General features: G+C 65.8%; 16 protein-coding genes and 2 pseudogenes. 4 read left to right on the plus strand and 14 right to left on the minus strand.

The genetic code is table 11. The annotated features are described in order from the left end of the window. Positions 1-12: 12 nt before the first annotated feature. The 4 genes from OU998_RS00415 to OU998_RS00430 form a co-directional block, all read right to left on the minus strand. On the minus strand, positions 13-1,212 hold the full coding sequence (locus OU998_RS00415; protein WP_267514882.1) for an alkaline phosphatase: 1,200 nt from the start codon (positions 1,210-1,212) through the stop codon (positions 13-15). Positions 1,213-1,321: 109 nt separating this feature from the next. Then, positions 1,322-1,618 carry a DUF167 domain-containing protein gene (locus OU998_RS00420; RefSeq protein ID WP_267514883.1) on the minus strand — a complete coding sequence of 99 codons (297 nt, stop codon included), beginning with the start codon at positions 1,616-1,618 and terminating at the stop codon, positions 1,322-1,324. A gap of 102 nt (positions 1,619-1,720) precedes the next feature. Next, entirely contained in the window at positions 1,721-2,650 is a 930-nt protein-coding gene (locus OU998_RS00425; protein WP_267514884.1) for an electron transfer flavoprotein subunit alpha/FixB family protein, read from the minus strand. 1 nt (position 2,651) lies between these two features. Beyond that, positions 2,652-3,416, minus strand: coding sequence for an electron transfer flavoprotein subunit beta/FixA family protein (locus OU998_RS00430; RefSeq protein ID WP_267514885.1), 765 nt, complete (start codon positions 3,414-3,416; stop codon positions 2,652-2,654). A gap of 115 nt (positions 3,417-3,531) precedes the next feature. On the opposite strand from OU998_RS00430, the gene OU998_RS00435 reads away from it, so the two are divergent. Both OU998_RS00435 and OU998_RS00440 read left to right on the plus strand, forming a co-directional pair. Next, positions 3,532-3,876 carry a hypothetical protein gene (locus OU998_RS00435; protein WP_267514886.1) on the plus strand — a complete coding sequence of 115 codons (345 nt, stop codon included), beginning with the start codon at positions 3,532-3,534 and terminating at the stop codon, positions 3,874-3,876. 546 nt (positions 3,877-4,422) lie between these two features. Continuing rightward, a complete protein-coding gene (locus OU998_RS00440; protein ID WP_267514887.1) occupies positions 4,423-5,970 on the plus strand; it encodes a S41 family peptidase in 1,548 nt (515 codons plus the stop codon). Positions 5,971-6,342: 372 nt separating this feature from the next. On the opposite strand, the gene OU998_RS00445 is transcribed toward OU998_RS00440, so the two are convergent. Continuing rightward, positions 6,343-6,915 carry a cob(I)yrinic acid a,c-diamide adenosyltransferase gene (locus tag OU998_RS00445; RefSeq protein WP_267514888.1) on the minus strand — a complete coding sequence of 191 codons (573 nt, stop codon included), beginning with the start codon at positions 6,913-6,915 and terminating at the stop codon, positions 6,343-6,345. A gap of 3 nt (positions 6,916-6,918) precedes the next feature. Continuing rightward, the gene (locus tag OU998_RS00450; protein WP_267514889.1) at positions 6,919-7,122 is read right to left on the minus strand and encodes a twin transmembrane helix small protein; all 204 of its coding nucleotides are present in this window, start codon (positions 7,120-7,122) and stop codon (positions 6,919-6,921) included. 101 nt (positions 7,123-7,223) lie between these two features. Between OU998_RS00450 and OU998_RS00455 the strand changes: the two genes are divergently transcribed. Further along, entirely contained in the window at positions 7,224-8,378 is a 1,155-nt protein-coding gene (locus OU998_RS00455) for a hypothetical protein (protein WP_267514890.1), read from the plus strand. A 1-nt stretch (position 8,379) separates the two neighbouring features. Here the strand turns inward: OU998_RS00455 and OU998_RS00460 are convergent, their stop codons facing one another. From OU998_RS00460 to OU998_RS00470, 4 genes and pseudogenes are all read right to left on the minus strand, one after another. Then, positions 8,380-9,000: a hypothetical protein gene (locus OU998_RS00460; protein ID WP_267514891.1), complete on the minus strand. Its 621-nt coding sequence runs from the start codon at positions 8,998-9,000 to the stop codon at positions 8,380-8,382. A 21-nt stretch (positions 9,001-9,021) separates the two neighbouring features. Then, positions 9,022-9,261, minus strand: a pseudogene (locus OU998_RS16990) (DNA-packaging protein); the annotation flags it as partial. Between the two features lie 95 nt (positions 9,262-9,356). Beyond that, positions 9,357-10,469 (minus strand): annotated as a pseudogene (locus tag OU998_RS00465) (terminase large subunit domain-containing protein); the annotation flags it as partial. Positions 10,470-10,985: 516 nt separating this feature from the next. Beyond that, positions 10,986-11,960: a hypothetical protein gene (locus OU998_RS00470; protein WP_267514893.1), complete on the minus strand. Its 975-nt coding sequence runs from the start codon at positions 11,958-11,960 to the stop codon at positions 10,986-10,988. Positions 11,961-12,092: 132 nt separating this feature from the next. On the opposite strand from OU998_RS00470, the gene OU998_RS00475 reads away from it, so the two are divergent. After that, on the plus strand, positions 12,093-13,349 hold the full coding sequence (locus OU998_RS00475) for an AAA family ATPase (RefSeq protein ID WP_267514894.1): 1,257 nt from the start codon (positions 12,093-12,095) through the stop codon (positions 13,347-13,349). 88 nt (positions 13,350-13,437) lie between these two features. On the opposite strand, the gene polA is transcribed toward OU998_RS00475, so the two are convergent. The 4 genes from polA to OU998_RS00495 form a co-directional block, all read right to left on the minus strand. Continuing rightward, positions 13,438-16,350 carry a DNA polymerase I gene (gene polA / locus OU998_RS00480; RefSeq protein ID WP_267514895.1) on the minus strand — a complete coding sequence of 971 codons (2,913 nt, stop codon included), beginning with the start codon at positions 16,348-16,350 and terminating at the stop codon, positions 13,438-13,440. Between the two features lie 38 nt (positions 16,351-16,388). Beyond that, positions 16,389-17,015, minus strand: a complete 627-nt coding sequence (locus tag OU998_RS00485; protein WP_267514896.1) for a DUF6655 family protein — start codon at positions 17,013-17,015, stop codon at positions 16,389-16,391. Continuing rightward, a complete protein-coding gene (locus tag OU998_RS00490) occupies positions 17,015-17,455 on the minus strand; it encodes a VOC family protein (RefSeq protein WP_267514897.1) in 441 nt (146 codons plus the stop codon). Before OU998_RS00490 ends, OU998_RS00485 begins: the two co-directional genes overlap by 1 nt. 87 nt (positions 17,456-17,542) lie before the next feature. After that, a complete protein-coding gene (locus OU998_RS00495; RefSeq protein ID WP_267514898.1) occupies positions 17,543-17,782 on the minus strand; it encodes a zinc-finger domain-containing protein in 240 nt (79 codons plus the stop codon). Between the last annotated feature and the right edge of the window lie 9 nt (positions 17,783-17,791).

Below are 17,791 nucleotides of genomic sequence, written 5' to 3' on the forward strand. Positions count from 1 at the left end.
GGCGGCCGAGGCTCAGTCGCCGCCGCTGGACGACGGCGTCCAGCCGAACGCCTTCATCATCACATCGAACAGATGGGTGTTGGGGAAATAGCCCCGCACCTGATCGGCGCCGGCGCCGACGGCCAGGGTCGCGACCTCCTCGGCCGTATGGGTGCGATTGACCAGCACATGGTCCAGCCGGATCACATGGTCGTCGGCGCCCCTGGCCTTCCAGGCCTCATAGCCCTCCAGCAGGTTCTGGCCCCGGCGCCCGCCGTCGACCTGGAGGCCGAACGAGTGGTCGGCGGTGAACAGCATCAGGGTGTCGTCCAGATCGACCCGGGTTTCGACCTCGGCGATCAGCCGATCCAAGTCGGCGATGTTTTGCAGGCCCTGGCGCGGGTCGTCGGTATGGGCGTCCCATTCCACCACCAGGAGATAGCCCCCGCCCCCCGCCTGAAGCAGGTCCAGGGCCCGCAGGGTCGCGGCCCGCACGTCGATCTGGTCGGCGACGACGACAGGCCGCCTGTCGCCGGTGGGCGCCGCCTCCAGCGACGCATAGATCGGACGGTCGTGCGCCTGGGACAGGCTGTCGTAGCTGATCCCGTCTTTCGCCATCTGTTCGGCGATCTCCGCCCGGCCCGCGCCGATCAGCACGTCCACCCCGTCGCCAAAGCGCGGCGCAAAGGCCTGAGGGAAGATTTCGCCCCATTTGCTGCGGTCGTTGGCATGGGCGTAGGTCGCCGCCGGGGTCGCGTCGGTGATCGGTTGATTGGTCACGACCCCCGTCAGCAGCCCGTGCTCTTCGGCATATTCCAGCACCGTCTTGGTCGGCGTCCCGTCGCGCCGACCGCGCTCGGCGTCGGGCCCCTGGCTGATCACCCCGTTGCGCGTCTTGACCCCGGTGACGATGGAACTCATGCCGTTGGCCGAGTCCGAGACGAAGTCGTCGACCGGCGAGGTCTCGCTGAGCCCCAGGTTCGGCCACTGCTGGATATGCAGTTTCAGCGGTTCGCCATAGGCCATCAGGCTCGCGGCGTTGACCGAGGCCACGCCGCCGGCGTCGGCCAGAAACAGGATCACATTCTTGGCCGGCCCCTCAGCCGGGGCGACTTCAGCTGGGACGGCGGACGGGGCGGCGGACTGGACGGCGGACTGGGCCAAAGCCCCCGAGGCGCAAAGACCGATCGCAAGCGCGAGGGCGGAAACCAGGCGGAGAGAGACAGGGGTCATGGGGAGGGATCCAGCACGTCAGACAGGCCGTCCGCGTCCGCCAAAGGACCACAGCCTGTCTACCGCAAACCTGTGACAGTCCACGCGCCTCGGCGAAGTTCCGCGCCCCTCAAGCCGCGTCGCCGCCGACCAGGGCCTCGATCCGCGCCTTGACCTCGGCCTCGTCCAGCCCCTCGACGGCGATCATCTTCAGCCGCGACTGCCCGCCCCGCTCCAGCGCGACCGAGGATTTCGACACCCCCAGGCTCTTGGCCAGGAACTTCACCAGGGCGGCGTTGGCCTCGCCGTCCACCGGCCGGGCGCGCAGCCGCACCTTCAGCACGGGCCGCCCCTCGGCGTCGACGTCCCAGCCGTCGATCCGGTCGCTCGAGGCGCCGGGTTGTAGCTTGATGGGCAGTCGGGCCATTCGGTCCCCGCAGAATGCAGAAAGGGCGCGACGTCCGGCGTCGCGCCCTCCCCTTATCGGATAATCGTCTCGGCGATCAGCCCAGAGCCTCAGCCCAGAATCTCAACCCAGGGCGGCCATCAGCTCCGGCACGACGGTCTTGTAGTCGCCGACCAGGCCATAGTCCGCGACCTGGAAGATCGGGGCGTCGGGGTCCTTGTTGATGGCGACGATGGTCTTGGAGTCCTTCATCCCCGCCAGGTGCTGGATCGCGCCCGAGATGCCGATGGCGACATAGAGGGCCGGGGCCACCACCTTGCCGGTCTGGCCGACCTGATAGTCGTTCGGCGCATAGCCGGCGTCCACCGCCGCGCGCGAGGCGCCGATGGCGGCGCCCAGCTTGTCGGCCAGGGGCTCCATCACGGCGTGGAACTCCTCGGCCGAGCCCAGGGCGCGACCGCCCGAGACCACGATCTTGGCGGCGCCCAGTTCGGGGCGGTCCGACTTGACCATTTCTTCCGAGATGAAGGCCGTCTTGGGCGCCTCGGCGCCGGCGACGCTCTCGACCGGGGCGGAGCCGCCCTCAGCGGCGGCGGCGAAGGCCGTCGGGCGCACGGTGATCACCTTCTTGGCGTCGCCCGACTGGATCGTCTCCAGGGCGTTGCCGGCGTAGATCGGCCGCACGAAGGTGTCGGCCGACACCACCTCGATGATGTCCGAGATCGGGGCGACGTCCAGCTTGGCGGCGATCCGGGGGGCGAAATTCTTCCCGTCCGTCGAGGCGGGCGTCAGGATGGCGTCGTAGCCGGCGGCCAGCGGGACCACGGTCGCCGCGACCGCCTCGGCCAGGCCGTGGCCCAGGCCGCCGCTCTCGGCCAGCAGCACCTTGCGGACGCCGGCGATTTTCGAAGCCGCATCAGCAGCGGCCTGCGCGCCCTGGCCCACGACCAGAACATCCACGTCGGACGACAGGCCGAGCGCAGCGGTCACGGTCTTGTGGGTGGTGTCGCGAACGGTCGAACCGTCGTGATCGGCGATGACGAGGACAGCCATATTACAGCGCTCCCACGGACTTGAGTTTGGACACCAGTTCGGCCGCATCGGCCACCTTGACCCCGGCCGACCGTTTCGGCGGCTCGGTGACCTTCAGGACCTTCAGACGGTCGGCGACATCGACGCCGTAATCGGCGACCGCCTTGACGGCGATCTCCTTCTTCTTGGCCTTCATGATATTGGGCAGGGAGGCGTAGCGCGGCGTGTTCAGCCGCAGGTCCACCGTCACCACCGCCGGCAGGTCGGCGGCCAGGGTCTGCAAGCCGCCATCGACTTCGCGCGTCACCGTGGCCTTGCCGCCTTCGATGACCAGTTTCCCGGCGAAGGTCGCCTGGGGCCAGTCCAGCAGGGCGGCCAGCATCTGGCCCACGGCATTATTGTCGCCGTCGATGGACTGTTTGCCCATCAGCACCAGGTCGGGCTTTTCTTCCTCGACCACCGCCTTCAGCAGCTTGGCGACCGCCAGCGGCTCCAGGTCCGCATCCGACTGGATCAGTATGCCCCGATCCGCGCCCATGGCCAGGGCGGTGCGGATGGTTTCCTGGGCCTGGGTCACGCCGATGGAGACCACGACGATCTCGGTCGCGGTGCCGGCGGCGTGATGCTCCTTGCCTTCCTTCAGACGAACCGCCTCTTCGACGGCGATTTCGTCGAAGGGATTCATGCTCATCTTGACGTTGGCCAAGTCGACGCCGGACTGGTCAGCCTTGACGCGGGCCTTGACGTTATAGTCGATCACCCGTTTGACGGGGACGAGAACCTTCATGGGTCTATCCGTGAATTCGCCTGAATGTAGGGGCAGGACATGGAGTGGTCGCGAAGGCCTGTCAACGTAACGCGGGGTCAAGCTCCCGTGCAAAACCCGCCTAACGGATCCTGAGATGAAGCGTTTCCTGACCTTTCCCCGCCTGGCCATGATCTTCTTCGCCCTGTTCGGCGTGTCCATCGCGGGCGTTTTTGCGGTCCAGGCCTATTGGGTCGCGCCGGGCGAACGCTGCGAGGCGGCGGGCAAATGGTACGACATGGAAAACCGCATCTGCGCCCAGCCCATCTCCATCGCCGAAATCACCGGCCGCCCCAACGGCGTCTCGCGCGCCCAGGCCTCGGACGAAAAGAACCGCGAACTGATCCGCATCGAAGACCAACTCGCCGCCCAGGACCGCGCCCGCGCCGCCGAAATCACCCGCCAGAAAGCGGCGCTCAACGCGGCCAAACCGGCGACCTGATCGGATAACGTCACCTCTCCGCGCGCGTAGGCGCGGGGAACCAGACCCTCTCCCGCTTGCGGGAGAGGTGGCCCGGCGTTCGCGAAGCGAACCAGGGTCGGAGAGGGAAGTCTTTTTTCAGCAAAGCAAACGCCCCCCATCGTCAGGCGTGTCGCTTCGCGCCACGACCTGACACTTCCCCCGCAAGCGGGGGAAGATCTGTGACCACCCTTCACCTCCCCGTTCGCGAAGGCGAACGGGGAGGACCGGCGGGAGCGTCAGCGAACGCCAGGTGGGGGCGACTCGGTGTCAAAAGTCGGCCTGGTCACCCCCACCGCCGGAGTCGCCCCCGCCTGGTCGCAAGCGCGACCGGTCCTCCCCACGCGCCTTCGCGCGCGGAGAGGTGACGCCGCCCTCTCTTGTTTCGTCCTGTATGGACGGTGCGGCCCTACCGCGCCGCTCAACTAGCCCCCGCCGGACGAGCGCTCATCTTGCCCGCCCCCTGACGTCCGCCTACTCTAGGAACCGGCCCCTCCACCCGGAGGTTGCGGCCGTCGGGGGACTTCTATGCCGTCTATTCGTCGCCTTGCGCTTGTCGCGGCGGGGGTCTTGGCCCTGTCGGCCGCGCCCCTCCCCGCCGAGACCCAAGCCGCCCCCTTGCCGTCAGGATCGACGCCCCAGGACGCAGCCCCGTCCCCAGCTCAATTCCCGGCAGACAGAGACTGGGGCAAAACCCTGCGCGAGGACGCGACAGCGATCCATGACGCCATCGCGTCCAGCCATCCCGGCATGGTCAACCCCGACGACCCCCAGTTCGCGCGCATGAACGAGACCCAATACGCCCTGGCTCTGACCCGGGCCGAAGCCGCCGACAGTTTCGCCGACTACTTCTACGCCCTGCAGCACTATGTGGCGGCGTTCGATGACGGCCATCTCGGCTTCGGCGTCTACGGATCGACACCAGACAAGGGGGGCGCTTGGCCAGGGTTCATCGCCAAGGATGACGGGGCCAGAGGGCTTGTCGTCACAGTCGCCGAACCCTGGGCGGGCGTCGCTGTCGGCGACCGGATCTCATCCTGCGACGGTCGCGACGCCTTCCAGGTCGGAAATGATCGGATCGGCGCCCGCTTCGGACGTTGGGAACTGGCGTCCCAACGCCTGTCGTTCGGCGGATGGGTCATGATCGATACGGGCGACCCTTACGTCGCCCCCATCAAAAACTGCGTCTTCGAAACCCCCGCCGGCGCCCGCGCCATCGATCTGGATTGGCGACCGGCCGGACCCGACTTCTATTCCCGCTATGATGTTTTTCCGGCCCGCACGCGAGGTGCGATCGGGATGCGCCGCCTGGACGACGGTCGCTACTGGATCACGCTTCCGACCTTCAACGGCAACCCGGACAGTGAAGACGGGCGCGGTCTGGCCGCCTTGATCACGCAGATCGCCGCACAGGCCGACGCCCTGCGTTCAGCCCCGGCGGTTGTCTTCGACCTTCGCGGCAATGGCGGCGGATCATCCCTCTGGTCGCATCAGATCGCAGAAAACCTGTGGGGGCCGGGTGCGTTCCAGCACGCGCCCGAGCCTCCAATGACAGTCGTTTGGCGCGCCTCTGAAGACAACTTGCAAGCCTTGCGCGCGAATCTGGAACGGCGCGATGCGAATGGAAACCTCTCAAGCGAAGCCAGGGACTGGTATCAGAATTCCATCGCCGGGTTGGAGCAGGCGCTGGCAAGAGGCGATGATCGCTGGGTCATAAGGCCGAACCTCGATGGCGGCTCGGCCGCCGACGCTGAGGCCTTGGCCTTTCAGCCGCCTAAGGGGACCGTGTTCGTACTGACGGACGCGACCTGCATGTCGGCCTGCCTGGACGCCGTGGACCTGTGGGTTCGGCTCGGCGCAAAGCCCATTGGCCGCGAGACCGGGGCCGATGCCGTCTATATGGAAATCCGCTCCATCCGGGTTCCCAGCGGCCTCGGCGCCATGTCCCTGCCGATGAAATTCTACATCGGCCGGGAGCGCGGACATAATCAGCCCGTGTCGCCCCTCCATCGCTTTGACGGAGACATGAACGACACGGCGGCGCTTGAGGCCTGGACGGCGAGGCTTCCGCACTGATGTGGGGCGACAAGGATGCGATGCGCGCGCGAAGGCGCGTGGGGACCAGATCCTCTCCCGCTTGCGGGAGAGGTGGCCCGGCGTTCGCGAAGCGAACCAGGGTCGGAGAGGGAAGTCTTTTTCAGCAAAGCAAAACGCCCCCCATCGTCAGGCGTGTCGCTGCGCGCCCCGACCTGACACTTCCCCCGCAAGCGGGGGAAGATCTGCGAACGCCAGGTGGGGGCGACTCGGCGCCAGACGCTGACCCGGTCATCCCCGCCGCCGGAGTCGCCCCCGCCTGGTCGCAAGCGCGACCGGTCCTCCCCCCGCGCCTTCGCGCGCGGAGAGGTGACGCCGCCCTCTCTTCTTTCGTCCTGTATGGACGGTGCGCCCCTACCGCGTCGCCCCCGGCTTCCATTTCACGTCGTTGGCCCCGTTCGCATTCGCCCGCCGCCCCGCGACGAACAGATGGTCCGACAGCCGGTTCAGATACCGCACCGCCGCCCCATTGACCGCCTCCCCCGCTTCAACCAGCCGCACGGCCTCGCGCTCGGCCCGGCGGCACACGGTGCGGGCCACGTGCAGATGGGTCGACAGGGGCGAGCCGCCGGGCAGGATGAAACTGTCCAGCGGCTTCAGGCTTTCGTTCATCCAGTCGATTTCCTGCTCCAGCCGCTCGACCTGGCTGTCCAGGATCCGCAGCGCCTCCCAGGCGGGCGGCGGGTCCAGCGGGGTGGCCAGGTCGGCGCCCAGGTCGAACAGCTCGTTCTGGATCCGGGCCAGCATGGCGTCGATCCGGTCGTTCTGGCCGCTGTTCAGCCGGGCCACGCCCAGGACGGCGTTCAGTTCGTCCACCGCGCCGTAAGCCTCGACCCGGGGATCAGTCTTGGACACCGGGGCGCCCGAGGCCAGACGGGTCTGCCCGTCGTCGCCGGTGCGGGTGTAGATCTTGTTCAGCGTCACCATGGATCAGCCCCCTTGCGTCGCCTTCCACACCATGCCGCCGACCAGGATCAGCACGGCGACCGCCTGAAGCCCGACCCGCCAGCGCATCAGCCTGTTGGAATGGCTCCGGGCGTAGTCCCCGCCCCGGAACAGCGAATAGAGGCCCAGGCCCAGCGTTACGGTGACGGCGGCGATGGCGGCGATGACCAGGATGTCGAACATCTGCATGACGCCAGTCTAGGCCCGTCAGCGGCCCCGGTCGCGCAAAATTCGCCGTTCCCGCTGCGAAGCTAAGCCATTGGTCACCATTGTTGCCGCACTATGACTCCATGACAGATCGCGTCGTCCGCAACCTCGAGCATCTCCGAAGCTCGGCCTCCACCGCACGGGTGCTGAACCTGCTGCGCGTGTGGGAAGAGCATGGCGAGAGCCGCACCGACGGCGCCGTGCGCAATCCCGACTGGTCGGCGCGGCCGGTCTTCCGCACCTCGGCCCTGAACCGCAGCCTGATCATCAAGCACCGGCTGAGGCGCAACGAGATCGATCTCTTCCCCGGCCGGCGCCAGGTCGCCACCAAGATGGTCATCCCCATCGACGACGAGGATCTGAAGACCGGCGGCCGCTATGTCTTCGTCAATCAGATCGGCTTCGAGCGGATGATGGCCGAGGCCTTCGGCCTGTCCGCCGGCCACCCCGACCTCGAGACCCTGCGCCTGATCGACCGTCTGCCGTCGCTGGATCCCTTCCTGCTGCGCGAGCAGCTGCGGCGCGGCGGTCTGGACCCGGCGCCCTGCTATTTCGCCATCAGCGAGAGCGACCTGGCGCGGATGCAAAGCTTCGTCCACGCCGAGATCGAGCCCCTGGTCAGCCTCAGCCTGGGCGAGGACACCATCGCCGTGGCCTCGGAATCGGCGTCGCGGATGGCGGCCAAGATCCTGTCCAACAGCCCCGGCGACCAGCTGGAGGCCCTGCGCCACACCCTGCGTCTGGCCCCGGAACAGTATCAGGAGGGGGTCTTCTGCTGGAAGGGCTTCCTCTATTACAAATGGACCCTGTCCACCCTGCTGGGCGAGGTCGCGACCGTCGCCGAGGCCGTCCGCACCTTCAAGCCGACCGGCAAGATCGACCGCGTCGCCCGCGAGCATCTGGACCGCAGCCGCACCGTCCTGCGCGGCCGCATCATCCGCACCTGCGACGAGGTCAGCCGCACCCTGCGCATCTATGACGACGCCTACGCCCGCCTGACGCAAGAAGGCCGCCCCACCGCCTTCCGCGACTTCCTGCTGGACGCCCCGTCGATGTTCGCCAAGCTGGGCGACCAGCTGGGCGCCGTCCAGCATATCGTCAGCTACTGGCGCTTCCGCTTCCGCCCCGCCGCCCATCCCCCCGGCGTCGAGGAGCTGATGGACATCTTCATGGACTTCGAGACCGGCCTCTTGGGCCGCGGCGAGCTGCCCGACGACATCGCCGTGATGGCCGCCTAGCCTACAGCGCCCGCACCCGCGGCCCCTCGCCCCGGCCGTCCAGCATCAGGTCGGTGACGGCCCAGACCAGGGCGTCGGCCCGGTCCCAATGCCCCTCCCCCGATCCGGCAGCCTCCCCCTCCTCCTCGGCGCCCAGCTCCATCAGCTCCTCCTCCAGCGCCGCGAACGCGCCCGCATGCCGGACCCGCCCCTGTTCATACAGGGCCGCCACCGGCTCGGCCCGCGCCGCCTTGCCGCGCGAGGCCCGCACCGCCGTAAAGCCGACGCCGTCCCCATCCGCCCCGCACCCGGCCGCCTTCAGCACCGCCGCGACCATGTCCCCGCCCTGGTTGACCTCGCCGACGATGCGGACCGCGCCGAAAATCCGCGCCGTCTCCATCGCCCGCTCGGCCCATTTCTGCGGCGACAGCCCCCGCATCGAGCGGTCGGCCAGCACCCAGGCCGTCTCCCCGCGCCGCCCCACCGCCACGATGCCGCAGGCGTCCCCGCCGCGCGAACAGGTCGGGTCCAGCCCCACCACCACCCGCTCATAGACCGGCCGCCCGTCCACCGACGCCGGCGCCTCCCCCCGCGCCGCCGCCATCATCTCGGCGGTGAACAGCCCGCCCTCGGGCTCGACCACCTGGCCCTCCAGCTCCTGCGCCGCCCGCCGCGTCCCGCCGTACAGCCGCTCCAGCCCCTCCAGAAACCCCGGCGCCAGATGATCGCCATTGTCCCGCGTCGTCGCATGGGTGAGCGCACATAATTCCTCGGCGCGGAGCGCCTTGAGCGCCCTTGTCGGGCGCGGCGTGGTCGTAACCACCAGCCGGGGGCTATCGCTCGAACTTCTCGCTTGGGGGCTACCGCTCGCGACGCGGTCGCTCGCTGCTTGAGCCCCCCACACCCCACACCCTCAGGCCCCACGCCCCCCAACCTCAACCTCAACCCCATCCGCAGCAGGGCCAGCGTCTCCCCGCCGTTGCGCCAGGCGCAGAATTCGTCGGCCCAGGCGGCGGCGAACTGGGGGCCGCGCAGGCTGTCGGGGTCTTCGGCCGAGAAGACAAAGGCCTCGGCCCCGTTCGGAAACACCAGCCGCCGCCGCGACGGCTGATACTCCGGCCCCCGCCACTCCACCGCGCCATCCCCACCAATCCCCGTCCAGCGCGGCAGGCTCATCACCCCCGACGGCCCGGCGATCATCACCTCGCGCACATCGTGCAAGGTCGGCCCGATCAGCGCCAGCCGCCCGCCCGCCCCCAGCCGCTCGGCCATGTCCGCGATCCACGACGCCCCCGCCAGAGTCTTGCCCGCCCCCCGCCCGCCCAGAAACAACCAGGTCGACCACGCCCCCTCCGGCGGCCTCTGCGCCTCCCGCAGAACCAAGCCCCCGGCGCCCTGACCGCCCTCGTCGCCGCCCTCAGGCAAACCGGGGGTCTGGGGGCTCAAGCAGCCCGAAGGGCGGTAGCCCCCAGGAAAAGAAGCGCTCTTCTTCCAGAGCGCCCGCAGATCCGCCGCACTGACGCCCGCCATGACCCGCGTCCTCTGGGACCAGCGCCACAGCCGTGCGGCCTCCGGCTCGTCCCCGTCGCTCAACCGCTTCAGCACATCGGCGTGCAGCTCGCGCACCGTCCCCACCGGATCGCTCCAGTCGATCTCGATGGTCAGGGCCGGCTCCCCCCGGCCATAGTTATAGGCCCCCGCCGCCGGTCCGCGCGGCTGATACACCGCCCCCGGCGTGTCCATTTTCCGCAGCCCATAGCGTTGCGCCGCACAGCCGATGGCCCCCGTCGTGACCCCGTACTCGGCCTCCAGGACCGCACTGGTCTCGCCCGCATTCCGCCGCGCCAACAGCTCGCGCCAGCGCGCGGGCGTCATGCCCGACCGGCTCTGAGGAAAGACATGATCCGCCGGCCAGCCCTCCGCCGGCCGCCGGCGATGATCCACCGCATCCGGCGCCTGCCCCTTCATCCGCCCGCGCTTCTTCGCCTGCCAGCATATGGTCGAGATCGACACCCCATGCTCCCGCGCCAGATCCGACCGCCGCTCGCCCCGCGCATCGCGGTCGAACAACGCCCCCCATTCCTCATCGCTCAGTTTGCTCGGCTTTCCCATGCGGAGAAGCCTAACCCCGCCCGCTCCTCAGGCGCGCAAATCGCGGCTTAGTGGGGTTAAGGGGTTGTTTAGAAGAGGGTTTGTTTGCGGAATTATGCGCGCGAGGTGGGTGTTACGCCCCTAGTCGCACGTCCGGCAGGTCTGTTGGGTGTCACAGAAGGCACTGACGCGAGGTCGCTAGCAGACCAATATAAGGACGTTAACGTTAGTCGGATTGAGCTCCTCACTTGGCCCAATGGAGCCGAAGGGAGGCTCGATCAGCAACTTAGCTAATCAAGAAGTGCCGAATTTAGGTGACGTGCGCAGCACATCCCAGGGGCTGACTAAACAGCCTCTAGCGTCTTCGGGTGACGAACCCGATCCCGAGCAGCCTGGGCTTTTTGGTCTGCAAGTTGCGCAGATCGCTTGGCGATCTCTGTGGCGAGGGCAGCGGCACCACCCTTCCCTTGGTAGAGGTTGGCAGCGCGAGTTGCGAGGTCGTCGTTCATATCGAAACCACTAGCATGAACTTCCATCTTAGTCCCTCCTGCTCAAATCATTAAACGCGAGAAGCGTTGCGATTGTGTTGCCCAAGTGCCTGATGGGCTTAACGGCATCGTCCTCCGTCCCATCCTCTCTAGGTGTGAAACGGCCAGCTTGGTCACTGGTTGCCACCACGACACCAAGCGGCTCGGCATCTGCCGGCGCTCCTGCCAAAGCAATGGGGATGGCTACAATAGAGCGGTATTTTATGGCATCGCCTTCATCTGCGGCACGCTTCTCAAGGGGAGCATCGAAGAAGCCTCGAACATTGGGATCGAGAGCGTCTGAAACAATGATCGATCTCTTGTTAGAGAACGCTTTGCCCACGTGGCCTTCGCCGGAAAGCCAGTTCCTGTGCTCGCCGTCTTCATCGGCTTTTGTAGGGCGACGACAAGCGCTGCAAACAAGAGTTTTGGTATCTTTATCCCAGAGGTAAATGGAAAAGTTCCACTGCTCGTCACCCATACCAAAAAGGGTGGCCTTGGACGCCACCAACAAGTCGAGCAGCGCAATCATTTCGACTTTCAAATCGCTGGCCCTACCAACCAGCAACGCGCTGTCCACAGCCTGCCTCATAACCTCGACAGTAAGCGATGATTGTACTTGCTTGGTAAGCTCCACCTTTAGTAAATCGGCTTCATCAACCAGCGACTTGATCTCTTCGTCCTTTTTATCAACCTGATCCAGCGCATCGGTCGCATCAGCCATTATAGCGAGCGCCGATTTGTCGGTTAATAGAACAAGAATACCACAGGCCGCAGCTACGATTAGCAGAACTATTTGAACAGCAACTGCCGCCGCCTTAACCTCACCTGAGGCGCTGGTCTCTACAGCCTTTGCGATTGCTATTAAAACGGGCATCGCAACGGCAGCCGATTGCAGCGCGACTCGCACATTTTTGGCACGCGACAGGAAGTCACCCGTATGGACTTCGAAGCGCTTCCGCACAGGCAGCACCGGTTTGATCATCACGCCCCCCAAAATCCAGAGTATGGCGCGTCGGCATTTCAGTCGAGAGCCGTAGGCTCCCAAAATATTGGTTAACCAACCTCAAACCGCGTGCTACTGATAGCAGTTGGGGCCACACTTAGGACATTTGCCATGAAAGTTGTCGCTTCAAAATTGAAGCCTGAGGACGTTCCCAGCCTTCGGTTTGAAATCCAGACCCTTTTCACCCCCTCCACACCAATCAAACTGGCCGACCTATTCGCGGGAAGGCGAGGCCAGATTAGACAAATGGTCGAGGCAATAGCAGAGCCTGGTCGTCACGCGATCCTGTATGGCGAGCGCGGCGTAGGTAAGACCTCTTTGTCGCAGATCGTAGAACACTTGGTGCCGAGCGGCAGGCAACGAGTGGTCCACTCCAGAAAAGCATGCGCACCGGGGGATACGTATGAAACAATTTGGCGCAAGTTCTTTCGAGACATGTGGATCGAAGTGGGCGGCGACCCGACGATCGATCCATACCCCGGCACCATCGGTCCCGATGACGTGCTAAGAGAGCTGCGTCGATACTCACCAAATGACATACCTATATTCGTCATTGATGAGTTTAACGAGGTTGACGACAACGGACACACATCCTCTTTGATGGCCAATACCATCAAAGCCCTGTCTGATGACGGAGTTAACGCAACACTTCTGATTGTCGGCGTGGCAGACAGCGTCACCGACCTATTCAACGAGCACGGCTCCATCGGTAGATGCACCGAAGAAATCCTGATGCCGAGAATGTCTCGAGAAGAACTTGCGGAGATTATCGACAAGAGGCTTTACCAACTAGGAATGACGATTGAACCCGACGCCAAGTGGAAAATTGTCATACTAGCCAGAGGACTTCCAACCTACATTCACAGACTTGGCAAGCACTCCGCAACAAGGGCAGTAGACGAGCTAAGACGCCATATAACGGAAGAAGATGTAGACGCTTCGCTTCAAGATATATTGGCGGGATCCCTACAGTCCCTTAGGGATGCATACGAGGCAGCCACATCTAGTAACCAGCCAGGAAATCTATTTAAAGAAATACTTCTAGCTTGCGCATTAGCGCGGTCTGACGATGCGGGATATTTCGTTCCAGCCGCAGTCAGGGAACCTCTAGAGAAAATACTCGGCAAACCAATGACAATTGCTCAGTATCAAAATCATCTTGGCGATTGGCACACAGAAAAGCGAGGTCGTATTATTCAAAGAACAGGAGAAAATAGAGCATATCGTTTCCGATTCTCCGACCCAGCCATGCAGCCCTACGTTCTAATGAAGGGAATAGCGGGTGGATTGGTATCAGAAGACGCCAAAGACATTTTGCGCTTCCCTCAACAGCGCGAACTTTTCGATGCAAACCTTGTTGACGGATGATGTCGGTTTGTATTCTTCGAGGCGGGACTGGGAGTAATGTGCGCCCAACCGCTGAGCCTCCGGTCAATCCCCCGCGGCGGGTTCGCCGCTAGTGCGCGGCGTCCCAGTTGGGGGCGGCGCGGGCGTCGACGACCAGGGGGACGGTCAGGGCGACGGCGGGGTCTGAGGCGTTTTCCATCACGCGTTTGATGACGGTGATGGCGCGGTCGGCCTCGGCCTCGGGGGTTTCGAAGACCAGTTCATCGTGGACCTGCAGCAGCATGCGGGTGGTCAGCCCAGCCTCGGCCAGGGCTGTGGGCATGCGGATCATGGCGCGGCGGATGATGTCGGCGGCGGCGCCCTGGATCGGGGCGTTGATGGCGGCGCGCTCGCCGAACTGGCGTTCGGCGCCCGATTTCGAGTGGATGGCGGGGATGTGGATGCGGCGGCCGAAGACGGTGGAGACGAAGCCGGCCTGGCGGACCTCGGCCTTGGTCTTGTCCATATAGGTTCGGATGCCGGGGAAGCGGTCGAAATAGGTCTTGATATAGGCGCCGGCCTCGCCCTGATCGATGCCCAGCTGGGCGGCTAAACCAAAGGCGCTGATGCCGTAGACGATGCCGAAATTGATGGCCTTGGCGCGGCGGCGGGTCTCGGACGGCATGCCCTCGACGGGGACGCCGAACATTTCGCTGGCGGTGGCGGCGTGGATGTCGAGCCCGGCCTTGAAGGCGCGTTTCAGCTCGGGGATGTCGCCGATATGGGCCAGCAGGCGCAGTTCGATCTGGCTGTAGTCGGCGCTGATCAGCAGATGGCCGGGGGCGGCGATGAAGGCCTGGCGGATTTCGCGGCCGATCTCCGAGCGGATCGGGATGTTCTGAAGGTTCGGATCCGAGCTGGCCAGGCGGCCGGTGGTGGCGGCGGCCAGCTGGTAGCTGGTGTGGACGCGGTCGGTGGCGGGGTCGGCGGCGGCGGTCAGGGCGTCGGTATAGGTGCCCTTCAGCTTGGACAGCTGGCGCCAGTCCAGCAGGACGCGGGGCAGGGCGTGTGTGGCGGCTAAGTCTTCCAGCACGCTGGCGTCGGTGCCCCATTGGCCCGAGGCGGTCTTCTTGCCGCCGGGCAGGTTCAGCTCGCCGAACAGGATTTCGCCGATCTGGCGGGGGGAGGCGATGTTGAAGGGGCGGCCGGCGATCTCGTGGGCCTGGGCCTCCAGCTCGGCCATGCGCAGGCCGAACTCGCTGGACAGGCGTTTGAGGCGGTCGGGGTCGACGCGGACGCCGGCGGTCTCCATCTCGGCCAGGACGGCGGGCAGGGGGCGTTCCAGGGTCTCATAGACGGTGGACAGGCCCTCGCGCGCCAGCCGGGGCTTGAGGATGCGCCACAGGCGTAGGGTCACGTCAGCGTCTTCGGCGGCGTAGGTGGTGGCCGGCTTCAGGGCGACGTGTTTGAACGACTTCTGGCTCTTGCCCGTTCCGGCCACGCTCTTGAACGGGATGGGGTCATGCCCCAGATGGAGCCGCGACAGCTCATCCATCCCGTGCCCGTGGAGCCCGCCCTCGAGCACGTATGAGATCAGCATGGTGTCGTCATAGGGCGCCACCCGGATCCCCCGCCGCGCCATGACGGCAAGATCGTACTTGGAATTCTGTAAGATTTTCAATACACTAGAGTCTTCCAGCAGCCCCTTCAGCTTCGCCAAGGCCTTGGCCTTGTCCAGCTGCTGAAGCGGCTCGCGCGCCTCCCCCGGCTCCCCGAACAGTCCCCCCTCGCCCGCCTGGGGCTCATGCTCATGCGTCAACGGGATGTAACACGCCTCATTCGGCCCCACCGCCAGCGACACCCCGCACAGCCCCGCATGCGTCGCCGACAGCGACGAGGTTTCTGTGTCAAAGCCAACCCTCCCCACCTCGGTCGCGCGCGCGATCCAGCGGTCCAGCGCCTCTTCGGTCTGGACGCATTCATAGGCCTCAAGGTCGAAGCTCTGGGCCTCAGCCGGGCCTTCCACCACCTGGCCGTAGCGGGGCGTGGCGACGGGCGCGCTCAGGTTCGGGGCGCGCTTGGGCGCAAAGGCCGAGGTTTCGCTGGGCCCCGCCTTGCCGTCACCGACCCGGCGTTGCAGCGACCGGAACTCCATCTTGTCCAGAAAGGCCGACAAGGTCTCCGGATCGGGATCGCGCACGGCGAAATCCTCGATCAGCTCGGGCGCCGGGGCGTCGCAGGTCAGGCGGACGAGCTCGCGCGAAAGGCGAATCTGGTCGGCGAAATTGATCAGGGTCTCGCGGCGTTTGGGCTGTTTGATCTCGCCGGCCCGCGCCAGCAGCGTATCCAGGTCGCCGTATTCGTCCAGCAGCTGGGCCGCGGTCTTGGGGCCGATACCAGGGGCGCCGGGGACATTGTCGACGCTGTCGCCGATCAGGGCTTGAAGATCGACCATCTTCTCGGGGCCGACGCCGAACTTTTCGAACACTTCAGGCTCGGCCAGCCGCCGGTCCTTCATCGGATCCCACATGACGACGCCGCCGCCGATCAGTTGCATCAGGTCCTTGTCGGAACTGACGATCACCGCCTCGCCGCCGGCGTCGCGGGCCTTGCAGGCATAGGTGGCGATCAGGTCGTCGGCCTCGTAGCCGGACAGTTCGACGCAATGGACGCCGAAGGCGGCGGTCGCCTCGCGCACCAGCGGGAATTGCGGAACCAGATCTTCGGGCGCCGGCGGGCGGTGGGCCTTGTACTGGTCGTACAGATCGTTGCGGAAGGTCTTGTCCGAATGGTCGAAGATGGCGACCAGATGGGTCGGGCCGTCGGCGCCCTTCATGTCCTGCAGCAGCTTCCACAACATGTTGCAGTAGCCCTGGACGGCGCCTACCGGCAGGCTGTCGGACTTGCGCGTCAGCGGCGGGAGGGCGTGATAGGCGCGGAAAATATAGGCCGAGGCGTCGATCATCCACAGCCGCAGGGCGGGGCCGTCCTGGGTGAGGGGGCGGTCTTGGGATACGGCGGTGTCGGTGGCGGCGTCGGTCATGGCCGGAACATAGGCGGCCGGAGCCGCCGCGTCAGCCGTCAGAATTCGGTCCAGCTCGATCCGGGGTCGCGTTGACCCGGCTGGGCCTGCTGCTGGCCCCAGGCGACGATCATCAGAACCTTATGGCTGCGAATCCGGTACTGGCCGATCATGGGCAGGACGGCCCCCAGGGGCGCGCCGGTCTTGGCCTCATAGAGGAAGCCCGAGAACTCGGCGACACCGACCCGGTCGCGATTGCTGTAGACCGACAGCTCCGGCAACGAGACGACGTTCAGCGTCTCGTTGATCGGAATTCGCATTTCCGGAATGCCGAAGACCCGTCGCATCTGCTCAAGCGACAGGGCGCCGGCCCGGATTTCGAACACAGCGTCCGATTCGTCCTTGTTCCGCGCCAGGCGATAGCCGGCGTCGGATAGGGCCGCCCGGATGGCGCTGATGGCGTAGCGGGTTCCTTCGCCTTGGAAATAGGCGTCATCGACGAAGATGGAGGCCGCCGTCGGAAGCGGCAGGGACAGGCCCTCGACCGCCTTGTCAGCCGCGCGCGCCAGCAAAAGCTGCTCAGTCGCGGTGCGACCGGTATTGCTCTCCGTCGTCGAGGCGCAGGCGGAGACCAGCAGGGCGGCCGCCAGAAGTCCCGTCGCCGCCGCGGGTGCGAAGCGGCGCATCACCAGGCTCCGGTGTTGGGCATCGACGCCCAGGGTTCGGCCGGCGCCAGGGGCGAGCCTTCCTGCAGCAGCTCGATCGAAATCCCGTCCGGGGAGCGGACGAAGGCCATGTTGCCGTCACGCGGGGGCCGATTGATCACCACCCCGCCATCCATCAGCGTCTGGCAGGCGGCGTAGATGTCGTCGACCTTGTAGGCCAGGTGGCCGAAGTTGCGGCCGCCCTGATAGGTTTCGGGATCCCAGTTGAAGGTCAGCTCGACCTCAGGGCAACGCTCGGCCGCCGACTGTTCCAGGTTCTTGGGCGCAGCGAGGAAGACCAGGGTGAAACGCCCGGCTTCGTTCTCCACACGGCGCACCTCCTGCAGACCCAGCAGGTCGCAATAGAAGTGGAGAGAGGCGTCGAGGTCCTGAACCCGGACCATGGTGTGCAGATAGCGCAAGAGTGTCTGTCTCCGTCCGGGGAGTGGCGGGTCAGCGCCTTCTATAACCGCCCGACGTCCAAACCGCGACTCGGCCTGGGCGCAGGTTCAGTGGACCTCGGGCGCGCGCGCGGCCGGGCTCAGATATTCGCTCTCGTCATGCGGCTGGGCCGACAGAACGAAGCGACGGTCGCAATAGGGGCATTCGACGAAATCGTCCTCGCCCATGTCCATATAGACCAGCGGATGGCCCAGGGCGCCGCCGCCGCCGTCGCAGGCGACGCGTTTGGTCGAGACAATGACCTCTTCGGGCGGAGGAATGATCGCGTCGGGATGGCGGGGCGGCATTGTTCAACT

It is taken from the genome of Brevundimonas sp. SL130 (assembly GCF_026625805.1).
In the GTDB taxonomy this organism is placed as follows: Bacteria; Pseudomonadota; Alphaproteobacteria; order Caulobacterales; family Caulobacteraceae; genus Brevundimonas.

Bases quoted from the DNA above. Each gene is read 5' to 3' on its own strand.
- OU998_RS00415 (WP_267514882.1), bottom strand. From the start codon at position 1,212: ATGACCCCTGTCTCTCTCCGCCTGGTTTCCGCCCTCGCGCTTGCGATC.
- OU998_RS00420 (WP_267514883.1), bottom strand. From the start codon at position 1,618: ATGGCCCGACTGCCCATCAAGCTACAACCCGGCGCCTCGAGCGACCGG.
- OU998_RS00425 (WP_267514884.1), bottom strand. From the start codon at position 2,650: ATGGCTGTCCTCGTCATCGCCGATCACGACGGTTCGACCGTTCGCGAC.
- OU998_RS00430 (WP_267514885.1), bottom strand. From the start codon at position 3,416: ATGAAGGTTCTCGTCCCCGTCAAACGGGTGATCGACTATAACGTCAAG.
- OU998_RS00435 (WP_267514886.1), top strand. From the start codon at position 3,532: ATGAAGCGTTTCCTGACCTTTCCCCGCCTGGCCATGATCTTCTTCGCC.
- OU998_RS00440 (WP_267514887.1), top strand. From the start codon at position 4,423: ATGCCGTCTATTCGTCGCCTTGCGCTTGTCGCGGCGGGGGTCTTGGCC.
- OU998_RS00445 (WP_267514888.1), bottom strand. From the start codon at position 6,915: ATGGTGACGCTGAACAAGATCTACACCCGCACCGGCGACGACGGGCAG.
- OU998_RS00450 (WP_267514889.1), bottom strand. From the start codon at position 7,122: ATGCAGATGTTCGACATCCTGGTCATCGCCGCCATCGCCGCCGTCACC.
- OU998_RS00455 (WP_267514890.1), top strand. From the start codon at position 7,224: ATGACAGATCGCGTCGTCCGCAACCTCGAGCATCTCCGAAGCTCGGCC.
- OU998_RS00470 (WP_267514893.1), bottom strand. From the start codon at position 11,960: ATGATCAAACCGGTGCTGCCTGTGCGGAAGCGCTTCGAAGTCCATACG.
- OU998_RS00475 (WP_267514894.1), top strand. From the start codon at position 12,093: ATGAAAGTTGTCGCTTCAAAATTGAAGCCTGAGGACGTTCCCAGCCTT.
- polA (WP_267514895.1), bottom strand. From the start codon at position 16,350: ATGACCGACGCCGCCACCGACACCGCCGTATCCCAAGACCGCCCCCTC.
- OU998_RS00485 (WP_267514896.1), bottom strand. From the start codon at position 17,015: ATGCGCCGCTTCGCACCCGCGGCGGCGACGGGACTTCTGGCGGCCGCC.
- OU998_RS00495 (WP_267514898.1), bottom strand. From the start codon at position 17,782: ATGCCGCCCCGCCATCCCGACGCGATCATTCCTCCGCCCGAAGAGGTC.